This is a genomic window from Rathayibacter sp. SD072 (assembly GCF_017355185.1).
Lineage (GTDB): Bacteria > Actinomycetota > Actinomycetes > Actinomycetales > Microbacteriaceae > Rathayibacter.
Genome location: NZ_JADILJ010000001.1, coordinates 127,654 through 148,297, shown reverse-complemented (window position 1 = coordinate 148,297; position 20,644 = coordinate 127,654). Strand labels below are relative to the sequence as shown.

Here is a 20,644-nt window from a genome sequence, read left to right as displayed (position 1 = left end):
CCCTCTGACGTGAAGCCCCTCGACCCCCGTCTGCTCCGCTACGCCCGGGCGGCGCGTGCGTTCCTCGTGCTCGGCGGCGCTCTCGCGCTCGCCCGCACCCTGGGAGCGATCGCGTTCGCCTGGCTGGTCGCGCAGCTCGTCGCCGGAGCGGTCGACGGCCGATCGGCGTCGGCGCTCGGTCCGCTGCTGGGCGGGCTGCTCGTGGTGGTGGCGGTGCGCTCGGCGCTGGCCTGGGCGACCGAGGTCACCGCGGTCCGGGGCGGAGTGGGGGCGAAGGCGCAGCTGCGCGCCGCGGTCCTCGAGGCCGTCGTCGCGCTCGGGCCGTCCGGGCGCTCCGGAAGCGGCTCCGGCGGCGACGTCGCGCTGCTGGGCGGCGGGCTCGACGCGCTCGACGGCTACTTCGCCCGCTACCTGCCGCAGCTGATCGCGACGGCGGTCACGACTCCGATCCTCGTCGGCGTAGTCCTGCTCGCCGATCCGCTCAGTGCGCTCTTCCTGATCGTGACGCTCCCGCTGATCCCGGTCTTCATGATCCTGATCGGCTGGGCGACGCAGGCCGTGCAGAAGCGGCAGTGGGACCGGCTGCAGGCGCTCGCCTCCGGCTTCGTCGACACGGTCGGCGGGCTCGCGACGCTCAAGATCTTCGGGCGGGCGGAGCGCCAGAGCGCGCGGATCCGCGCTCTGACCGAGGAGTACCGCGCGCACACCATGAAGGTGCTGCGCGTGACATTCGTGAGCGGGTTCGTGCTCGAGCTCGCAGGGTCGCTGTCGGTCGCGCTCGTCGCGGTCTCGATCGGGCTGCGACTGGTCGACGGGTCCCTCGCGCTGGCGGTGGGCCTGTTCGTCCTCGTGCTGGCGCCCGACGTGTTCCTGCCCGTCCGGCAGGTCGGCGCCGAGTTCCACGCGGCGGCCGACGGTGTGCAGGCCGCCGACGCGGCCTTCTCGGTGATCGAGCGCGCGGCGCTCCTGCCGGCGGCGTCCCCTGCTCCCCGAGCACGCGGCGCCCTCGAGCTGCGGGAGGTCGCGGTCGACGACGGAGCGGGACGCGTCCTCGCTCCCGTCGACGCGACCTTCGCCCCGGGCACGATCACGGCGGTGGTCGGAGCGAGCGGATCCGGCAAGTCCACCCTGCTCGGCGTCCTCGCGGGCTTCGTGCCCTCCTCCGGAGCCGTCCTCCTCGGCGGGGAGCCGGTCTCGACGCGGTCCGGCCGCGAGTGGCTGGCCTGGGCGGGGCAGCGCGCCGATCTGCTTCCCGGCACGGTGGCCTCGAACGCCGCCCTCGGTGCGAGGTCGGTGGACGCGGACCGCCTCGAGCGGGCCCTGCGGCTCGCAGCGGTGGACGTCGATCCGTCGCGCGGCGTGGACGCGGAGGGGACGGGCCTCTCGGGCGGGCAGAGCGCCAGGGTGGCCGTCGCGCGCGCCGTGCACCGCCTGCTCGAGCGGGACGCCGCCGTGCTGGCGCTCGACGAGCCGACCGCGGCGCTCGACGACGAGTCGGAGCGTCGGCTGCTCGCCGGACTGCGCAGCCTGGCCGACGACGGGGCGATCGTGATCGTCGCGACGCACCGACCGGCGACGATCGCCGCCGCCGATGCCGTCCTCGCGCTGTCTCCGGCCGGGGCGGTGCTCCGATGAAGCGCGCCGACGTCCTGCGCGCGGCGATGCCGCCCGCGCGGCGCTTCCTGCCCGGCCTCTCCTTCGGCCTGCTCTCCTCCGCCTCCGTCGTCGCCCTGCTGGCCTGCTCGGCGTGGCTGATCGTCCGCGCGGCGGAGCAGCCGCCGATCCTCTTCCTCTCGATGGCGGTCGTCGGGGTCCGCGCCTTCGCCCTCGCCCGGGCCTTCTTCCGCTACCTCGAGCGGCTGAGCGGTCACGACGCCGCCTTCCGGGCTCTCGCGGACCTGCGGGCCGGCGTCTACGACCGGCTCGTCCCGGTCGCGCCCGACGGGCTCGGCCGGGTGCGCCGCGGCGACCTCGTCTCGCGCGTGGTCGCCGACGTCGACGCTCAGCAGGACGTGCCGCTGCGGATCGTGCAGCCGCTGGTGGTGGCGCTGACCGTGTCGACGCTCGCCGTCGTGGGCGTCTGGCTCCTGCTCCCCGCCGCGGGAGCGGTGCTGCTCGCGCTCCTGCTCGTGGCCTTCGTCGCGGGGGCGCTGGGCTCCGGGCTCGTCTCGGCCCGCGCCGACCGCGAGCTGGCGCCGTTGCGCGGAGAGCTCGCGGAGCGGCTGAACCTGCTGATCACCCGTCTCGACGTCCTGATCGCCTTCGACGCGGCGGAGGGAGCGCTGGCCGACGTCGCCGAGGCGGAGGCGGCCCTCACCCGCGCGGCCCGGCGCCGCGCGATGTCGACGGGACTCGCCGCGGCGATCCTGGCGCTCTGCTCCGGCGGCGCGGTCTGGGCGTCGCTGGCGCTCGGCATCCCCTCGGTGGAGTCGCTCGGGGGTCCCGCCCTGGGGGTGCTCGCGCTGGTGCCGCTGGCCGTCTTCGAGGTCGTGGCGGTCGCTCCGGCGGCGGTGCAGTCCGCGCGGACCGCCCTGTCGAGCGCGCAGCGTCTCGCCGATCTCGACCGCGAGGCCGCGTCGCCCGCCCTGGCGACCGACGCCGACGTCGATCCGCTCGCACCGGCGCCGCAGGGTGCCGATCTCGTGCTCCGCGACGTGTCGGTGTCGTGGCCGGGTGCCTCCGCTCCGGCGCTGGCGAACGTGACCCTCGATCTGCCCGCGGGCGAGCGGGTCCTCGTGACCGGCGGCAGCGGATCCGGCAAGACCACGCTCGCCCACGCGCTCGTGCGCTTCCTCGACCACTCGGGCTCGTACCTCGTCGGGGGAGTGGAGGCGCGCCTGCTGCCGCAGGCCGACGTGCGCCGCGTGGTCGGCCTCGTCGAGCAGCAGCCCTACCTCTTCGACGACACCGTCCGGCAGAACCTGCTCTTCGCGCGACCCTCCGCGTCGGTCGAGGAGCTCGAGGCCGTGCTCGACCGGGTCGGTCTCGCGGGCTGGACCGCGTCCCGCGGCGGGCTGGACGCCCGCGTGGGGGAGCGCGGCTCCCTCGTCTCGGGCGGGCAGGCGCAGCGCCTCGCCCTGGCGCGCGCCCTGCTGGCCGACTTCGCGGTGCTCGTCCTCGACGAGCCCACCGCCTCGGTCGACGCCCCGGTCGCCGACGCGCTGCTCGCCGATCTGCTGGACGCCGCGGGCGGCCGCACGGTGATCCTGATCGCGCACCGCGTGGATCCGTCGCTCTCCTTCGACCGCCGGGTCGTCGTCTCGGGAGGGACCGCCGTCAGCGTGTGACGAGCGCGGCGGCCCGTGCGGGCATCCCGCCCTCGGACGCCCAGCGGTCCAGGACCGCGTCCATCCGTGCGCGAGCGCGCCCGTCGAGTGCATCGCGCAGGGGTCGCACCACGTCCCGGGCGAGCGGGTCCACGAGCTCGGCCACCCGGCCGTCGCGCACGAAGCCCTCCAATCGGGTCAGATCGGAGGCGCGCAGCAGAGCGACGCGGGACTGCAGCAGCACCACCGCGGCGAGCCGGTGCTCGAAGACGGGGGGCTGCCAGAGCTCCGAGGCGAGCGCGGTCACGCCGTCGTGGTCCAGCCCGCGGAACTTGTTCAGCGCGTCCCGGACGCTCCCGCGCACCGCTCCGACCGACGCCCCGGTCGAGTCCAGGTCGTTCCCCAGCCGCTCGCGCACGTCCTGAGCGCGCCACTCGTCGCCCTCGTAGGCGAGGACGGCGCGCAGGAAGTCACCGGCCTCGCTCATACCGCCACTGCGCGAGAGGCGCACGGGCGCCGTCGGAGGCGAGGAGGATCGCGAGCTCCTCGCGCTCGAGCGACGCGACCGGAGCGTGGTCGGCCATCGCGAGGAAGGCGCCGTCGGACGCTTCGTAGCTGCCGGCACCGCCACCGAGGGTGCCCGGGCGCTCGCCCTCGCCGAGGAAGAGGAGGTAGTCCTCGCCGGGGACGAGGAGGGGCTGTTGCGCGCTGGTGGTCAGCACGCCGTCGAGGACGCCGCCCCACTGCGTGATCACGAGGCGGTCCGGGCTCTCGCCCTTGTGCACGCCGGTCACGTCGAGCACGACCTCGGTGGTGGCGTGGGCGCCTTCGCTGCTCGCCGCCTCCCGCTCCTCCTCGGACGCCTCGGAGAGAGGGTTCAGGTACGGGTCGTCCCCCTCGAAGACCGGGTACGCGACGACGTCCGACGTCGAGACGACGGTGCCCTCGACGATCCGGTCGGCGTCCGCTACCAGTTCCTCGAGCTCGTAGTACGGGTAGTCCATGAGCGCCTGCGCGGTGCTCGTGACCGCGGGCGCGGCGGGAGCGGTCGCGCATCCTGCGACGAAGAGGGCCGGGAGCAGGAGCACCGCCGGGGCGACGGCACGGGTCGGAGGAGAGGGAGGCACCCCTCCATCCTGCAGGATCGGCAGAGCGCCGTCAGGGCAGGGGGCGTCGGAGCGCGTCCAGGCGGCGCCGCCACGCGTCGAGCCGGCCGGGCTCGGCGGCGAGCGCCGGTCCGCCGACCCAGGAGGTCGCCACCCGCGCCCCGTGCAGGGCGTTGACCACCCACACCTCCCGGCCGTCGAGCGACTCCGGCTCCGAGGGAGCCTCGAGGACATCGACGCCCAGGGCGCCGGCGAGCACCGAGATCGTGCGCGCCGTGACGCTGCGCACGCGCGGGCTGGTGGGCGGAGGGACGACGAGGGTGTCGCCGAGCCACCAGAGCACCGCGCTCGTCGCGCCGTCGAGGATCGCGCCGTCGGCGTCGAGGATCACGGCCTCGTCGGCGCCGTTCGCGATCGCCCTCGCCCGCAGGAGCGCGAGCCGGGCGATGTCCGGACCCTTCCACTCCGGGACGCGCCGCGGGTCGACGGGGCTGGTCCAGAGGACGACCGAGCGGGTGCGGGGCGGGGCGGGGCGCAGCCGCAGGCGCAGTCCGCCGGAGTCGAGCTCGACGCGGGGGAAGAGGTCGCCGGTGCGGGGGAGGGCGGTGACGGCCGCGTCGAAGAAGGCGCCGGCGTCGGCCGGGCCCCGGGCCGCCGAGACCGCACCGAGGAAGCGCTCGCGGTGCAGGTCGAGTCCGCGCACGCGGCCCTCGGAGACGAGCCACGAGTCGGCGGCGAGGAGAGGGGGGCTCGACGGCGCGCGCGGGGCGCCGAGCTCCCGCCCGTCCCAGTCCCGCACCTGCTCGTCGTCCACGACGGCCTACGCTAGCCCAGTGGTCGGCGCCCCGCTCTTCGAGGACCTGCACGAGGTGGTCCTGCCGTGGGTGGACCCCGAGCGGGCGTTCCTCGCCCTGTACCGCGACTGCGAGGCCGCCTTCTGGCTCGACTCCGCGACCGGCGCGGGCCGCTCCTTCCTGGGCTCCTGCGCGCCGTCCGAGGCGATCGTCGTTGAGGCCGGCGGCGACGTGCCGGAGGCGCTCGCCCGCGTCGATGCGGAGTCGACGGGCGGCGACCGCGCGCTCGGCCGCTACGGCTGGCTCTCGTACGAGGCGGGCGCGCCCTTCGTCGCGCTGCCCGTCCACGAGGCGTCCGCCGACGCGCCTCCGGCCCTCGTGCTCCTGCGCGGCGACCCCGTGCTCGAGTTCGACCACGCCGCGCAGTCGCTCCGGATCGTGTCCTCCCCGCCCCGGCGGACGGAGGCGGACCGCCTCGCCGCGGTGCTCACGGCGCTCGCCGAGGAGCCCCTCGCGGATCCCGCTCCCGCCGAGCCCGTGGCCGAAGTCCGCTGGCGGCACGGGCGCGATGCCTATCTCGAGCTGATCCGCCTCTGCCAGGCGGCGATCCGCGCCGGCGACGCCTATCAGCTCTGCCTCACCAACGAGGTCGTCGTCGAGGGCTCCTTCGACGCCGTCGAGTGCTACCGGCGGCTGCGCCGCTCGAGTCCGAGCCACCACGGCGGTCTGATCCGCTTCGGCGGGCGCTCCCTCGTCAGCGCCTCGCCCGAGCGCTTCCTGACGCGCGAGGCGGGCGGACGCGCGGCGACGCATCCGATCAAGGGCACCCGCCCCCGCGGTCGCGACGCCGCCGAGGACGAGGCTCTGCGCGAGGAGCTGCTCTCCAGCGTCAAGGAGCGCGCCGAGAACGTCATGATCGTCGACCTCGTCCGCAACGATCTGGCCCGCATCGCGAGTCCCGCGACAGTGCGCGTGGACCGCCTCCTCGAGGTCGAGACCTACCTGCACGTGCACCAGCTGGTCAGCGAGGTGTCGGCGCTGCCGGCCGAGGGAGTGGGACCCGCCGCGCTGATCGCCGCGACCTTCCCCGCCGGCTCGATGACGGGAGCGCCCAAGCGCCGCGCCGTCGAGCTGCTGCGTGAGTGGGAGCGGGGGCCGCGCGGCGTCTACTCCGGCGCGTTCGGGAGGATCGGCTCCGACGGCTCGCTGGATCTGGCGATGACCATCCGGAGCCTCGTGATCGAGCCGGATCGGGCACGGCTGGGCACCGGCGGCGGCATCACGGTCCTCTCGGTGCCCGAGGAGGAGGTCGAGGAGACGCGGCTGAAGGCGCGCGCGCTGCTCGCCGCGCTCGGAGTGCCCCCGGAGGTCGCGGAGGATTCGTCGCCCGGTCGCTAGGGGCCAGTAGGGTGGTTCGTCGGACGCCGCCCCCGGGGGCCGTGCGCGTCCTCCCCACCCTGATGAAGTAGGACACACCTGTGGCAGACGAGACCTCCCAGCACACCGGCGCGAACGACGAGGACCGCTACGACTTCCGCGCGCTTCAAGAGAAGTGGCTCCCGATCTGGGAGGAGACCCGCCCGTTCTCGACGGACCTCCCCGACGACAAGCGCCCCCGCAAGTACGTGCTCGACATGTTCCCGTACCCCTCGGGCGACCTGCACATGGGCCACGCCGAGGCGTACGCGCTCGGCGACGTGATCGCGCGCTACTGGCGTCAGCAGGGCTTTAACGTGCTCCACCCGATCGGCTGGGACAGCTTCGGCCTGCCCGCCGAGAACGCGGCCATCAAGCGCGGCCTGAACCCCCGCACCTGGACCTACGACAACATCGAGCAGCAGAAGCGCTCGATGAAGCGCTACGCCGCCTCCTTCGACTGGGACCGCGTCATCCACACGTCCGACCCGGACTACTACAAGTGGAACCAGTGGCTGTTCCTGAAGATGTACGAGAAGGGCCTGGCCTACCGCAAGGACAGCTGGGTCAACTGGGACCCGGTGGACCAGACGGTCCTCGCCAACGAGCAGGTCCTCGCCGACGGCACGTCCGAGCGCTCGGGCGCCGTCGTGGTCAAGAAGAAGCTCACCCAGTGGTACTTCAAGATCACCGACTACGCCGACCGCCTGCTGGACGACCTCAACCAGCTCGAGGGCTCCTGGCCGTCGAAGGTCATCGCGATGCAGCGCAACTGGATCGGCCGCTCCATCGGTGCCGACGTCGAGTTCGAGATCGAGGGCCGCGACGAGCGCGTCACCGTCTTCACGACGCGCCCCGACACGCTCTACGGCGCGACCTTCATGGTCGTCGCCCCCGACTCCGACCTCGCGACCGAGCTGGTCGAGGGCGCGGAGCCGGAGCTCCGGGAGGCGTTCCGGTCGTACCTCGAGAAGGTGCAGAAGTCGAGCGAGATCGAGCGTCTCACCGCCGACCGCCCCAAGACCGGCGTGTTCCTCGGCCGCTACGCGGTCAACCCGGTGAACGGCGAGCGGCTGCCGATCTGGGCGGCCGACTACGTGCTGTCCGACTACGGTCACGGCGCGGTCATGGCCGTGCCCGCGCACGACCAGCGCGACCTCGACTTCGCCCGCGCCTTCGACCTGCCGGTGCGCGTCGTCGTCGACACCTCCGCGCCCGTCACCGGCGCGATCCCCGTGATCCCCGAGGACCCGGAGGAGCTCGCCGCACTCGAGGCGCGCTACTCCGCCGATCCCGCGGTCACCGGCGAGGCGTTGACCGGCGACGGACGCCTGATGAACTCGGGCCCGCTCGACGGACTCTCCAAGCGCACCGCGATCGAGCGCGTGATCAAGCTGCTCGAGGAGCGCGGCCGCGGCCGCTCGGCGAAGAACTACCGCCTCCGCGACTGGCTCATCTCGCGCCAGCGCTACTGGGGCACGCCCATCCCGATCATCCACGGCGAGAACGGCGAGCTGATCCCCGTGCCCGAGGACCAGCTGCCGGTGGTGCTCCCGCCGACCGAGGGCCTCGACCTGCAGCCCAAGGGCTCGTCGCCGCTCGGTGCGGCGCAGGACTGGGTGAACGTGCCGAACCCGATCGACGGCACCCCCGCGCGCCGCGACCCGGACACGATGGACACGTTCGTCGACTCCTCCTGGTACTTCCTCCGCTTCCTGTCGCCCAAGGACGACACGCAGGCGTTCGATCCGAAGCTCGCCGAGAAGTGGGCGCCCGTCGACCAGTACGTCGGAGGCGTGACCCACGCGATCCTGCACCTGCTGTATGCGCGGTTCATCACCAAGGTGCTCTTCGACCTCGGCTACGTGTCCTTCACCGAGCCGTTCACGGCGCTGCTCAACCAGGGCATGGTGCAGATGGACGGCGCCGCGATGTCGAAGTCCAAGGGCAACATCGTGCGCCTGTCGGAGCAGCTCGACGAGTACGGCGTCGACGCCGTGCGCCTGACCATGGCGTTCGCCGGCCCGCCCGAGGACGACATCGACTGGGCCGACGTCTCGCCGTCCGGCAGTGCGAAGTTCCTCGCGCGCGCCTGGCGCCTGGCGAAGGACGTCACCTCGAAGCCCGACATCGAGTGGAAGAACGGCGACGCGGCTCTGCGCCGCCAGACGCACCGGTTCCTCGCCGAGTCGCCGTCGCTCATCGAGGCGTTCAAGTTCAACGTCGTCGTCGCCCGCCTGATGGAGCTCGTCAACGCGACCCGCAAGACGATCGACTCGGGAGCCGGAGGCGGCGACGCCGCGGTGCGCGAGGCCACCGAGGTCATCGCGATGGCGCTCAACCTGTTCGCGCCGTACACGGCCGAGGACATGTGGAACCGGCTGGGCTACCAGGGTCCCGTCGCGCACGTCGTCTGGCGCAAGGCCGACGCGACGCTGCTCGTCGAGGAGAAGGTCACCGCGATCCTGCAGGTCGACGGCAAGGTGCGCGACCGCCTCGAGGTGTCGCCCAAGATCTCGTCCGACGAGCTCGAGGAGAAGGCGCGGGCCACGGCCGGCGTCGCACGGGCTCTGCAGGGCCGCGAGGTCGTCAAGGCGATCGTGCGAGCGCCGCGCCTGGTGAACCTGGTGACGAAGGCCGTCTAGCTCTCCGTCTCGAGGGCGCGACTCCGCGTCCGGCCGCAGGGGCTCCTCCACATCGGAGGGGCCCCTGCGTCGTCCACGGATGAGTGCTGCCGGTCCGCTCGGCCGATCGCTGCGCTCCTACCGTTCTCGGATGCAGCAGAGCGACGGGACGGAGGAACTGGCGCTCCTCCTGCGCCCGCGGCGGCCCCGGGCCCGCTGGCGGATCGGGACGGGGGCCGCCGTCGTGCTGGTGCTCGCCGCGGCGGTGATCGCCGTACTGCTCGCCGGGGCGCAGGCGAGCGGCCGGACGAGAGTGCTGCCGGCGGTCGCCGCGGCGCAGAGCGGAGCACCGTCCGCAGCGCCCTCCTCCGCGGCGTCCTCGACGCTCTACGTGCACGTCGCGGGAGAGGTCGTGTCGCCCGGGCTCTACCTGCTGACGGACGGTGCGCGCGTCGCGGACGCTCTCGCGGCCGCGGGCGGGGCGACGGAGTCGGCCGATCCGGACGCCGTCAACCTCGCTCGCCGCGTGGTCGACGGGGAGCAGCTGCTGGTGCCCGCGGTCGGCGCGGTTCCGGCGGCGGGTGCCGCGCCGGGAGCGGCGGCCGCCTCCGACCCGGTCAGCCTCAGCACCGCCACAGCCGCGCAGCTCGAGGAGCTGCCCGAGGTGGGGCCCGCGACGGCGGCGAAGATTGTCGCCTACCGCGAGGCCAACGGGCCTTTCAGCTCCGTCGATCAGCTGCTCGAGGTGCCGGGGATCGGCGAGAAGACCCTCGAGGCCTTCCGCGACCGGGTGGGACCGTGAGGGCGGCCGACCTCCGGCTCGCGCCGATCGCCCTCGCGACGTGGACCGCCTCGGCCTCGTGCGGACTGCTCCCGATCTCCGTCGTCCTCGGCAGCGGCGCCGGGATCGTCACGACGGCCTGGGTCCTCGTGGTCGTCGGACTGCTCGTGGCGGTGCGGACGCGCAGAGCGGTCCTCGCGGTCGTCGCCGTCTCGCTCGCCGGAGCCGCCCTGGCGGTCACCGCGGTCGTCCTCTCGGCTCCGGGACGGCATCCGGAGCCGCTCGTGCGGGCGGCCGAGGAGCGGACGCGGATCGAGCTGGAGGTCGGGGTCGAGACCGCGGCCCGGCCTCTCGCCACGGGCGGCGTCTGGTTCGATGCGGTCGCGCTCTCGGTCCGAGGCGCCGCGACCGCCGCACCCGTCCGCGTGTTCCTGGCCGATCCCGGCGGACGGGTCCCCGTCGGCTCCGAGCTGCTGCTCGAGGTGAGGGCGGACGGCGGAGGGGACGATCCCGTGGGGGAGCGCACCCTCGTCACCGCATCGGCGGTCCTGGGCAGGCGACCGCCTGCGGGAGTCGCCGGTGCCGCCGAGGTCCTGCGGTCCCGCTTCCTCGCCCGGACCGCGGTGCTCGGCGGAGACGTCGCCGGGCTGCTGCCCGGGCTCGCGACCGGCGACACGACCGCCCTGCCGGCCGATCTCGAGGAGGACATGCGGACCGCGTCGCTCACCCACCTCACGGCCGTGTCCGGAGCGAACTGCGCCGTGGTCGTCGTCGCGGGCTGGACGCTCGCCTCCCTCCTCGGAGCGAGCCGGTTGCTCCGGACGCTCGCGGCCCTCGCCGCGCTGGCCGCTTTCGTGGTCCTCGTCACGCCGGAGCCGAGTGTGGTGCGCGCCGCGGCGATGGCGACCGTGGTCCTCCTGGCCCGCCTGAGTCGGCGATCAGGAGCGGCCGTGCCGGCGCTGCTGCTGAGCGTCGTCGTGCTCGTGGTCGCCGATCCGAGCATCGCGGGGAAGCTCGGCTTCGTGCTGTCAGTCCTCGCCACGGCCGGTCTGCTGCTGCTCGCCGAGCCGCTGATGCGCCGGCTCGCCGAGATCCTGCCGCGTCCCCTCGCCCTCGTCCTCGCCGTGCCGACGGCCGCACAGCTCGCCTGCCAGCCCGTCGTGCTGCTCGTCGACCCGTCCGTCCCCGTCTACGGGATCCTCGCGAACCTGCTCGCCGAGCCCGCCGCTCCGCTCGCCACCGGGCTCGGGCTGGTCGGCTGCCTGCTCGCGCCCTGGTGGCCGTCCGCGGCCGACGTCGCGATCCGCCTGGCCGCGGTGCCCACCTGGTGGATCGCGTCGATCGCCCGCGCCGTGTCGGAATGGCCGTCACCGCGGCTCGCCTGGTGGCCGGGGCTCGTCGGGGTGCTCGCGCTGACCGTGCTGACCGTGCTGGCGCTGCTCCTGCTGACGCGCTCGCGCCGATGGGCGGCGGCACGACGAGTGATCGCCGCCGGTCTGGCCGCTCTGCTCGTCGCCGGAGCGGCCTCCACTCTCGCGACTCCACTCCTGCGCTCCGCGTCGGTGCCCGAGGACTGGCGCGTGGCCATGTGCGACGTGGGTCAGGGCGACGCGATCCTGCTCCGGGGAGACGCGGGCGTGCTGCTCGTGGACGCCGGCCCGCTGCCGGAGCGGCTCGACGCCTGTCTCGACCTCCTCGGCGTCGAGCGCGTCGCGCTGCTCGTGCTCACCCACTACGACCTCGACCACGTCGGAGGGCTGGAGGCGGTGGTCGGTCGGGCGGACGCCGCGCTCGTCGGCCCCGCCGCCGAGGTCGAGGACGAGCGCGACCGGTGGGCGCTCCGGGAGGGAGGTGCGGAGGTGCGCGAGACGGCACGGGGCGAGGAGGGGGCACTCGGGTCCCTCCGCTGGCGCGTGCTGTGGCCTGGGCAGGGGAGCGCGCTGAGCGGCAACGCCGCGAGCGTCACCCTCCGCGTCGACATCGGACCGGACTCGATCGGCGGTCCGCTGTCGATCGCGCTGCTGGGCGATCTGGGGGCGGAGGAGCAGGGCAGGCTCGCGCGCCTGGCACCGGAGCGGGTGGACGTGGTCAAGGTCGCCCACCACGGATCGTCCGACCAGGGTCCCGCGCTGTACGACGCCCTCGACGCGCGCCTCGGTCTGGTCTCGGTCGGTGCGGACAACGACTACGGGCATCCCGCTCCGTCGCTGCTCTCGCTCCTCGCCGAGCGCGGGGTCGAGGCAGTGAGGTCGGATGTCGAGGGTACGGTCGTCCTGGCGTCGCGGCCCGACGGGATCGCGGTGTGGGCGAGCGGCGCGGCGGTGGTCCCGGCGGCCGCGGGCGGGCACGGGCAGACCGTAGGGTGGATGGCGCTCGAACGGGCGGGCGACGGCGATCGCAGGACGGAAGGACGACGGCATGGCAGGCAGAGCCCCCTCGCGCGCGAAGGCGGCGCCCTCGAAGGCGGCGATCCCGCAGCTCGCGTGGAACGAGACGAGGCCCGCTCCCGTCGTGCTCATCACCGGCCCCGAGCAGTTCCTCGCCGATCGCGCCCTGCGCTTCCTCCGCGAGTTCCTCCGAGCAGAGGATCCCAGCCTCGAGGTCAGCGACATCGACGCCGGCGGCTACGCGCCCGGCGAGCTGCTGACGCTCGCGAGCCCGTCCCTGTTCGACGAGCCGCGCCTCATCCGCGTCTCGAACGTCGAGAAGTGCACCGACGCGTTCCTCATCGAGGCGGTCGAGTACCTCGCGGCGCCCGCCGACGGAGCGACCGTGGTGCTGCGGCACGGCGGCGGCAACCGCGGCAAGAAGCTCCTCGACGCCATCCGCTCGGGCAGTGGAGGCGGCATCGAGATCGTCTGCGCCGAGCTCAAGCGCGAGAGCGACAAGGTCGACTTCGCCGTCGCCGAGTTCCGCACCGCCGGCCGCACCGCGACGACCGGCGCCGTCCGCGCTCTGGTGTCGGCGTTCTCGGACGACCTCGACGAGCTCGCGTCCGCCTGCCAGCAGCTCATCTCGGACGCCTCGGGAGAGATCACCGAGGCGACCGTCGCGAAGTACTACGGCGGCCGGGTCGAGACGACCGCGTTCACCGTCGCCGACTCCGCGATCGCCGGCCGTCACGGAGAGGCGCTGCTGGGCCTTCGGCACGCACTCGCCTCCGGAGCCGATCCCGTCCCGATCGTCGCCGCCTTCGCCAGCAAGCTCCGCACGATGGCGAAGGTCGCCGGCTCCCGCGAGGGCTCCGGCCAGATCGCCTCGCGCCTGGGCCTCGCCCCCTGGCAGGTCGACCGAGCGCGCCGCGACCTCCAGGGCTGGACCGGCGACGGCCTGGGCACCGCGATCGAGACCGTCGCCGACGCCGACGCGAACGTCAAGGGGGGCGGCCGCGACCCCGTCTACGCCCTCGAGCGCATGGTCTCCGTCATCTCCGCCCGCGGCCTGCACCTCTGAGGAGGTGTGGGAAGCGCGGGGGCGCGGGGTCTCGGGGTCTCTTGGTCTCGGTACGCCCCTGCGAGGCTGCTCGACCACCAGTACACCGGTCCACCCCGCGTGACAGACGACCCGCGTTCCGCAGCCGGACTCGACCCGCGCAGCGGGAGCCCTCCTCGACCAGCCGCGCACCCTGCAGGGTCACCGACGATCCGCGTGCCAGCGGATCGCCGTACCCGGAACGCACCACGCTCCTCCCACCGCGACCCCCTCCGCGAGCCGACCGCGCGACGGACGACGAGGAACGAGGAGTCCGTCGACCGCGAAGCGGAAACGACGAAGGGCCCGGCCATCGGCCGGACCCTTCGTCGTTGCAGCGCAGCGCAGAGTTACAGCGCAGCGACCTGCTTCGCGATGGCCGACTTGCGGTTCGCGGCCTGGTTCTTGTGGATGACGCCCTTGCTGGCGGCCTTGTCGAGCTTCTTGGCGGCGAACGCGAGGGCGGTCGCGGCCTGGGCGGCGTCGCCGGCGGCGATGGCGGTGTGGACCGAGCGGACGGCGGTCTTGAGCTGGCTCTTGACCGCCTTGTTGCGGTCGTTCGCCTTCTTGTTCGTGAGGTTGCGCTTGATCTGCGACTTGATGTTTGCCACGTGGATTACCTTCTTCTCGGATGTGCGTGTGTGCAGCCGGCTACTCGTCGGAGTGCCCCTTCCGGGCGGCGCGGGCCGTCCCGGTGCGACTGGAGGTCGCCGGCTTCTGATCACTCCACGTACGCCGGGGGTGCCGGTGGTGGAGCGCAAGCCAACAAGGAACTTTAGCGCACCCGTCGTCCCGCTTCAACCGCGGCCCGCCGACGAGTCGGCCCCTCGGGCGGTACGGTGATCAGCGATGCCACGTCTCGCCGATCACCTCCCCGCGGTGCCGCCGTCCGGCATCCGCCGTCTGTTCGAGATCGCCCTCCGTCTCGAGGGCGTCACCTTCCTCTGCGTCGGTGAGCCCGACGTGCCGACCGCGCCGCACATCATCGAGGCCGCGCGCGCGGCGTGGGCCGCGGACGACACGGACTACGGGCCCAACGGCGGCCTCCCCGAGCTCCGCCGCGCGATCGTCGAGAAGCTCGCCCGCGACAACGGCATCCGCGCCGATGTCGAGCAGGTCTGGCTCACGGTCGGCGGCACTCAGGCGCTCTACCAGGCGATGACGCTGACGCTGCGCACCGGGGACGAGGTGCTGGTGCCCGATCCCGGGTACACCACGTTCACCATGAACGCCCGGATGATCGAGGCCGTCCCGGTGCCCTACACGCTCCGTCCCGAGAACGGCTTCCTCCCCGATCTCGACGAGCTCGAGCGCATCGTCACCGACCGCACCCGGGTGATCATCGTGAACAGCCCGTCGAACCCGCTCGGGATCGTCTTCCCGCGCCCGGTCCTGGAGCGGCTCCTCGAGTTCGCCCGCCGGCACGACCTGTGGATCATCAGCGACGAGGTCTACGAGTACTTCACCTACGGGCGCCCGCACGTCAGCCTCGCGAGCATCGCGCAGGAGCTCGGGCACGACGACGACCGCGTGTTCAGCGTGTTCTCCTTCTCGAAGACCTACGCCATGACCGGCGTCCGCGTCGGCTACCTCGTCACCCCTCCCGGCCTGACGACGACCATGGTCACCGTGCAGGAAGCGGCGATCAGCTGCGTCGCCTCGCCCGACCAGCGCGCGGCCCTCGCGGCGCTGACCGGCCCGCAGGAGGCGGTGGCCGACGCCGCCGCGCACTACCTGTCGAACCTGCGTCTGGCGACGTCGATCCTCGACGAGCGGGGGATCCGCTACCGCGAGCCCGAGGGCGCCTTCTACCTGTGGATCGACCTGTCGCACGCGACCGGTGGCGACGTCGCGTCCTGGGTCGAGGCGTTCCTCCTCGAGACGCTCGTCGCCGTCGCCCCGGGCAGCGCGTTCGGGCGCACGGGCGAGGGCTGGATCCGGATCTGCCTCGCGGCGGACCCCGCCGACATCGAGCACGGCCTGCGCACGCTGCCCGCTCCGGCGCGCCCGTGAGCGCGGACGGGATCCTCGTCCGCCGCGTGCGCGAGGACGAGCACGCCGAGGTGTCGCGCCTGCGTCTGGCCGCGTACGCGCACGACTACGAACTGGGGGAGGAGTACGCGGCCGACGTCGCGGACGTGTCCCGGCACGACCGCGAGGGCGAGGTGTGGGTGGCCGAGGACGCCGACGGCCGGATCCTCGCGACGGTGACCACCGCCGCTCCGAGCACGAACCTCTACTCCCTCGGCCGCCCGGGCGAGCTCGACTGGCGGCTGCTCGCCGTCGCTCCCGAGGCGCGCGGCCGGGGCCTGGGCCGCCTGCTCACCGAGTTCGTCGTGATGCTCGCGGTCGAGCGGGGCCTCGACCGCGTCGTCATGAACAGCGGGACCGACATGGTCGCCGCGCACGCGCTCTACGAGAGCATGGGCTTCGTCCGCCTTCCCGAGCGCGAGAACCCGCCCGGAGTCGAGCCGACGCGCACCTACGGCCTCGACCTGTAGCGCAGAGCGGCGCACGCTCGCGGAGGGGGCGTCCCGGCCGACAGCGCCCGATCCCTCTTCTCCGCTCAGGTTCTGCACCGGATACCACCCGCCGCGCACCGACGTCACCGGCCCTCCAGGCCCTCCGCCCGCCGACGCACCCCGACCGTGGGACAATGGCCCCACGATGTCTCCACGTGCACACCTCGGGCTCGAGCCCGCCGCGACCGATCCGGCGTCCATCCGCAACTTCTGCATCATCGCCCACATCGATCACGGCAAGTCCACACTCGCCGATCGCATGCTCGGCATCACGGGCGTGGTCGAGGACCGCGCGATGCGCGCGCAGTACCTCGATCGCATGGACATCGAGCGCGAGCGCGGCATCACGATCAAGTCGCAGGCCGTGCGCATGCCGTGGGAGCACGAGGGGAAGACCTTCGCCCTCAACATGATCGACACCCCCGGTCACGTCGACTTCTCGTACGAGGTCAGCCGCTCGCTCGCCGCGTGCGAGGGCGCGATCCTCCTGGTCGACGCCGCGCAGGGCATCGAGGCGCAGACCCTCGCGAACCTCTACCTGGCGCTCGAGAACGACCTCACGATCATCCCGGTCCTGAACAAGATCGACCTCCCCGCCGCCGACCCCGACAAGTACGCGAAGGAGCTCGCGAGCCTCATCGGCGGCGATCCCGACGACGTGCTCCGCGTCTCGGGGAAGACGGGCATGGGCGTCGAGGCCCTGCTCGATCGCGTGACGCAGCTCATCCCGCCGCCCGTCGGCGACGCCGACGCCCCCGCGCGCGCCATGATCTTCGACTCGGTCTACGACGCCTACCGCGGAGTCGTCACCTACGTCCGCATGATCGACGGCAAGCTCTCGCCGCGCGAGAAGATCCAGATGATGTCGACGCGGGCCACTCACGAGATCCTCGAGATCGGCGTCTCGAGCCCGGAGCCGGTCGCCACCCAGGGTCTCGCCGTCGGCGAGGTGGGCTACCTGATCACCGGCGTGAAGGACGTCCGCCAGTCGAAGGTCGGCGACACCGTCACCACGGCGTCCAAGCCCGCGACGCAGGCGCTGCCGGGCTACACCGAGCCGCTGCCGATGGTCTTCTCGGGCCTCTACCCGATCGACGGCAGCGACTACCCCGACCTCCGCGAGGCGCTCGACAAGCTCAAGCTCTCGGACGCCGCGCTCGTCTACGAGCCCGAGACCTCGGTCGCGCTGGGCTTCGGCTTCCGCTGCGGCTTCCTGGGCCTCCTCCACCTCGAGATCGTGACCGAGCGCCTGGACCGCGAGTTCGGCCTCGACCTCATCACCACCGCTCCCTCCGTCATCTACGAGGTGACCACGGAGGACAAGAAGACCGTCACCGTGACGAACCCGAGCGAGTTCCCGGGCGGCAAGATCGCCTCGGTCACCGAGCCGATCGTGAAGGCCGCGATCCTCGCGCCCAAGGACTACGTCGGCACGATCATGGAGCTCTGCCAGAGCCGCCGCGGCACGCTGATCGGCATGGAGTACCTCGGCGAGGACCGGGTCGAGATCCGGTACCACATGCCCCTCGGCGAGATCGTCTTCGACTTCTTCGACAACCTCAAGTCCAAGACCGCCGGCTACGCGTCGCTCGACTACGAGCCGGCGGGCGACCAGGAGGCCGACCTCGTGAAGGTCGACATCCTGCTCCAGGGCGAGCAGGTCGACGCGTTCAGCGCGATCGTGCACCGCGAGAAGGCCTACGCCTACGGCGTGCTGATGACGGGGCGCCTGCGCAAGCTCATCCCTCGGCAGCAGTTCGAGGTCCCCATCCAGGCCGCGATCGGCGCCCGCATCATCGCGCGCGAGTCCATCAGCGCGATGCGCAAGGACGTCCTGGCCAAGTGCTATGGCGGTGACATCACCCGCAAGCGCAAACTGCTCGAGAAGCAGAAGGAGGGCAAGAAGCGCATGAAGATGGTGGGCCGGGTCGAAGTGCCGCAGGAGGCGTTCATCGCCGCGCTCTCCGGCGACGTCGAGACGAAGGACAAGAAGTGAGCATCCGGCGCTCGAGCTTCGAGGGGCAGCCGCAGGTCACCTACGCGGCCGTCGGCGGCACCCTCGCACCCGATCTCCTCGAGTACCCGCCGGACGGCTTCACCGCCGAGCGCTTCGAGGCGAGGCTGGGCTCGGGAGCCGAGCGCTTCGCGATCACGACGGCGTCGCTCATGACCTGGGGCGTGCAGCGCGGCAGCGGCATCCGCGTCGAGGACATCACGAGCGGCAGCGGCGTGCAGTACACGGGCGTCAACTTCGACTCCGCCGGAACTCCGATCGATCTCACGAGCCGCCCCACGGAGGAGCGGTTCGGCCCCGACGGCACTCCCTACATCACCGCCGGCGTCACCGCGGTGCTCAAGGTCGACCTGCTGGGCCGCACCTTCGACGCTCCAGTGCGCGTGGTCTACGTCGTCGACGAGCCCGACCAGGTCGGCTTCGCCTACGGCACGCTCGAGGGCCACCCCGAGAGCGGCGAGGAGTCGTTCGTCGTCGAGAAGCGCGCCGACGACTCCGTCTGGCTGGTCATCCGCGTCTTCTCGCGCCCCTCCACCCGCCTCTACCGCCTCGGCTCCCCGGTGCTGCGCGCGGTGCAGAAGAAGCAGGTCAAGAAGTACCTGCGCGCGCTGCTGCCGGCGCGCGTCAGCTGACGTGGGCAGCGCCCTCCCACTGGCCGACCCGGCCCCGCTCGACGGGCTCCTGCCCGGTTCCGCCGCCGACGGCGCCCAGCAGCGCGACCTCGGACTGTACGTGCACGTGCCGTTCTGCCGGGTGCGCTGCGGCTACTGCGACTTCAACACCTACACGGCGACCGAGCTGCGGGGCGCGAAGCAGTCCGACTACGCCGAGCAGGCCGTCGCCGAGATGACCCTCGGCGCCGAGGTGCTGCGCCGTGCGGGACTGCCCGAGCGGCCCGCCGCGACGGTGTTCTTCGGCGGAGGCACGCCCACGCTGCTCCCGGCGGAGGACCTCGTCCGCATGCTCGACGGTCTGCGCTCGCGCTTCGGCATCGCCGACGGCGCCGAGATCACGACCGAGGCGAATCCCGACTCCGTCGACGCCGCGTATCTGCGCGCCCTCGCCGACGCCGGGTTCACCCGCGTCAGCTTCGGGATGCAGTCGGCAGTGCCGCACGTGCTCGCGACCCTCGAGCGCACCCACGACCCCGAGCGCGTCCCGCTGGTGGTCGAGTGGGCGCGGGAGGCGGGCCTGCAGGTCAGCCTCGACCTCATCTACGGAACGCCGGGGGAGTCGCTCGCCGACTGGGAGCGGTCGCTCGACTCCGCTCTCGCGAACCGCCCCGACCACCTCTCGGCTTACGCGCTGATCGTCGAGGACGGCACGAAGCTCGCCCGGCAGATCCGCCGCGGCGAGGTCGCGACACCCGACGACGACCTCACGGCCGACATGTACGAGCTGGCGGACGAGCGCCTCGCGGCCGCCGGCTACTCCTGGTACGAGGTCAGCAACTGGGCGATCGACGACGCCCACCGCTCGCGCCACAACCTGTCCTACTGGCTCGGCCACGACTGGTGGGGCGTCGGACCGGGTGCGCACAGCCACGTCGGAGGCGTGCGCTGGTGGAACGTGAAGCATCCGGCGGCGTACGCGGACCGGCTGCGGGCCGGATCGAGTCCTGCCGCCGGTCGCGAGACCCTCGATGCCGCGACGAGGGGCGTCGAGGACGTGCTGCTGCGCTCGCGCCTCTCGGACGGCCTGCCCGTCGAGGCGATCGACCCGGAGCGCCGGCGCGAGGTCGCCGGGCTCATCGCCGACGGGCTGATCGACGGCCGGGCGGCTCTGCAGGGCCGCGTGGTGCTGACGCTGCGCGGCCGGCTGCTGGCCGACGCGGTGGTGCGCCGCCTGGCCGACGGCTGACGGGATTCAGCCCCCCCCGCTGGTCGAGTAGCCCGCGAAGCGGGCGTATCGAGACCGACCCCTGCAGAGGACGTGGGTCTCGATACGCCGCCTGCGGTGGCTGCTCGACCAGCCGAGGTCGCCTGCGGCTGCTCGACCAGCAGGGGGACGGGCCGCCCGACCGGCGGCAGCCGCCCTACTTGAAGAACGGGATGCTCAGCGGGTACGTGTAGTACTCGCCGGCGCTCGCGCGCACCGAGGCGATGATCGCGAACACGATCACGAGGATCGGCACGACGAGGAAGACGATGAACCCGACGAGGACGAACGTCAGGATCGTGCCCGCCACGTAGGCGATCAGCGTCGTCAGGTGGAAGTTCAGCGCGGTCTTCGCGTGCGCCTCCAGGAACGGGCCCCGGCCCTTGAACACGAGGTACACGATCAGCGACGGCAGGAAGCTGAAGAAGATGCCCAGGACGTGGGTCACGATCGCCCAGGTCTTCTCGTCGGCCGGGTTCAGCGGGGGCGCCGGCGTGCTGTACGCGGGGGGCGGGGGAGGGGGAGGCGTGGTCGACATGAGGTCTCCTGTTCCGGGCGTCATCGCGACGGGCGACCCCCGTGCGCTCGGCGTCCATCGTGGCACGTCGTGTGGCGCACCGCGCGGGCCGCGCAGCAGCACCGGAGGAGGAGTCCCCTCCGCACCACGCCGATCCCGCGCGATCCTCCGTCCGGCCCCCCGCTCGCGGGTATGATTGGCACTCGAAGTTGCGGAGTGCCAAGCTCCGTGCGGCGCGTCGGCGCCGCGGTGGTT

16 protein-coding genes and 1 pseudogene are annotated in these 20,644 nt (G+C 73.0%); 12 read left to right on the top strand and 5 right to left on the bottom strand.

Features of this window, described 5'->3' with window-relative positions:
* Positions 1-9 precede the first annotated feature (9 nt).
* Both cydD and cydC read left to right on the top strand, forming a co-directional pair.
* Complete coding sequence (gene cydD, locus IOC53_RS00720; protein WP_207402470.1) at positions 10-1,635, top strand: thiol reductant ABC exporter subunit CydD; 1,626 nt, start codon at positions 10-12, stop codon at positions 1,633-1,635.
* A complete protein-coding gene (gene cydC / locus IOC53_RS00715; protein WP_207402469.1) occupies positions 1,632-3,287 on the top strand; it encodes a thiol reductant ABC exporter subunit CydC in 1,656 nt (551 codons plus the stop codon). Before cydD ends, cydC begins: the two co-directional genes overlap by 4 nt.
* Here the strand turns inward: cydC and IOC53_RS00710 are convergent.
* The 3 genes from IOC53_RS00710 to IOC53_RS00700 are packed head-to-tail and all read right to left on the bottom strand — an operon-like array spanning position 3,277 to position 5,186.
* A complete protein-coding gene (locus IOC53_RS00710) occupies positions 3,277-3,753 on the bottom strand; it encodes a DNA alkylation repair protein (protein ID WP_207402468.1) in 477 nt (158 codons plus the stop codon). The genes cydC and IOC53_RS00710 overlap by 11 nt on opposite strands.
* Positions 3,737-4,393 (bottom strand): hypothetical protein, encoded by a 657-nt coding sequence (locus IOC53_RS00705; protein ID WP_207402467.1) that lies wholly within the window; start codon positions 4,391-4,393, stop codon positions 3,737-3,739. The genes IOC53_RS00710 and IOC53_RS00705 overlap by 17 nt, the downstream gene beginning before the upstream one ends.
* 31 nt (positions 4,394-4,424) lie before the next feature.
* Positions 4,425-5,186 (bottom strand): aminotransferase class IV, encoded by a 762-nt coding sequence (locus tag IOC53_RS00700; RefSeq protein WP_207402466.1) that lies wholly within the window; start codon positions 5,184-5,186, stop codon positions 4,425-4,427.
* 19 nt (positions 5,187-5,205) lie between these two features.
* Between IOC53_RS00700 and IOC53_RS00695 the strand changes: the two genes are divergently transcribed.
* From IOC53_RS00695 to holA, 5 genes and pseudogenes are all read left to right on the top strand, one after another.
* Entirely contained in the window at positions 5,206-6,564 is a 1,359-nt protein-coding gene (locus IOC53_RS00695) for an anthranilate synthase component I family protein (RefSeq protein ID WP_307786005.1), read from the top strand.
* 80 nt (positions 6,565-6,644) lie between these two features.
* Positions 6,645-9,227 carry a leucine--tRNA ligase gene (gene leuS, locus IOC53_RS00690; protein ID WP_207402465.1) on the top strand — a complete coding sequence of 861 codons (2,583 nt, stop codon included), beginning with the start codon at positions 6,645-6,647 and terminating at the stop codon, positions 9,225-9,227.
* Positions 9,228-9,357: 130 nt separating this feature from the next.
* The gene (locus IOC53_RS00685; protein WP_207402464.1) at positions 9,358-10,008 is read left to right on the top strand and encodes a helix-hairpin-helix domain-containing protein; all 651 of its coding nucleotides are present in this window, start codon (positions 9,358-9,360) and stop codon (positions 10,006-10,008) included.
* A gap of 686 nt (positions 10,009-10,694) precedes the next feature.
* A pseudogene (locus IOC53_RS19605) lies at positions 10,695-11,837 on the top strand (ComEC/Rec2 family competence protein); the annotation flags it as partial.
* 568 nt (positions 11,838-12,405) lie between these two features.
* Positions 12,406-13,440: a DNA polymerase III subunit delta gene (gene holA / locus IOC53_RS00670; protein ID WP_207402463.1), complete on the top strand. Its 1,035-nt coding sequence runs from the start codon at positions 12,406-12,408 to the stop codon at positions 13,438-13,440.
* A 368-nt stretch (positions 13,441-13,808) separates the two neighbouring features.
* Here the strand turns inward: holA and rpsT are convergent, their stop codons facing one another.
* On the bottom strand, positions 13,809-14,069 hold the full coding sequence (gene rpsT, locus IOC53_RS00665; RefSeq protein WP_207402462.1) for a 30S ribosomal protein S20: 261 nt from the start codon (positions 14,067-14,069) through the stop codon (positions 13,809-13,811).
* A gap of 238 nt (positions 14,070-14,307) precedes the next feature.
* On the opposite strand from rpsT, the gene IOC53_RS00660 reads away from it, so the two are divergent.
* The 5 genes from IOC53_RS00660 to hemW all read left to right on the top strand — a co-directional run bounded on the left by IOC53_RS00660 (position 14,308) and on the right by hemW (position 19,854).
* On the top strand, positions 14,308-15,471 hold the full coding sequence (locus IOC53_RS00660) for a pyridoxal phosphate-dependent aminotransferase (protein ID WP_207402461.1): 1,164 nt from the start codon (positions 14,308-14,310) through the stop codon (positions 15,469-15,471).
* Positions 15,468-15,959 (top strand): GNAT family N-acetyltransferase, encoded by a 492-nt coding sequence (locus IOC53_RS00655; protein WP_207402460.1) that lies wholly within the window; start codon positions 15,468-15,470, stop codon positions 15,957-15,959. Before IOC53_RS00660 ends, IOC53_RS00655 begins: the two co-directional genes overlap by 4 nt.
* A gap of 166 nt (positions 15,960-16,125) precedes the next feature.
* Positions 16,126-17,976, top strand: coding sequence for a translation elongation factor 4 (lepA, locus tag IOC53_RS00650; RefSeq protein WP_207402459.1), 1,851 nt, complete (start codon positions 16,126-16,128; stop codon positions 17,974-17,976).
* Positions 17,973-18,626, top strand: coding sequence for a DUF1990 domain-containing protein (locus tag IOC53_RS00645; RefSeq protein ID WP_307786002.1), 654 nt, complete (start codon positions 17,973-17,975; stop codon positions 18,624-18,626). The genes lepA and IOC53_RS00645 overlap by 4 nt, the downstream gene beginning before the upstream one ends.
* A gap of 1 nt (position 18,627) precedes the next feature.
* Positions 18,628-19,854, top strand: coding sequence for a radical SAM family heme chaperone HemW (gene hemW, locus IOC53_RS00640; protein WP_207402458.1), 1,227 nt, complete (start codon positions 18,628-18,630; stop codon positions 19,852-19,854).
* A 175-nt stretch (positions 19,855-20,029) separates the two neighbouring features.
* On the opposite strand, the gene IOC53_RS00635 is transcribed toward hemW, so the two are convergent.
* Positions 20,030-20,410, bottom strand: coding sequence for a DUF4870 domain-containing protein (locus IOC53_RS00635; protein WP_207402457.1), 381 nt, complete (start codon positions 20,408-20,410; stop codon positions 20,030-20,032).
* Positions 20,411-20,644 lie beyond the last annotated feature (234 nt).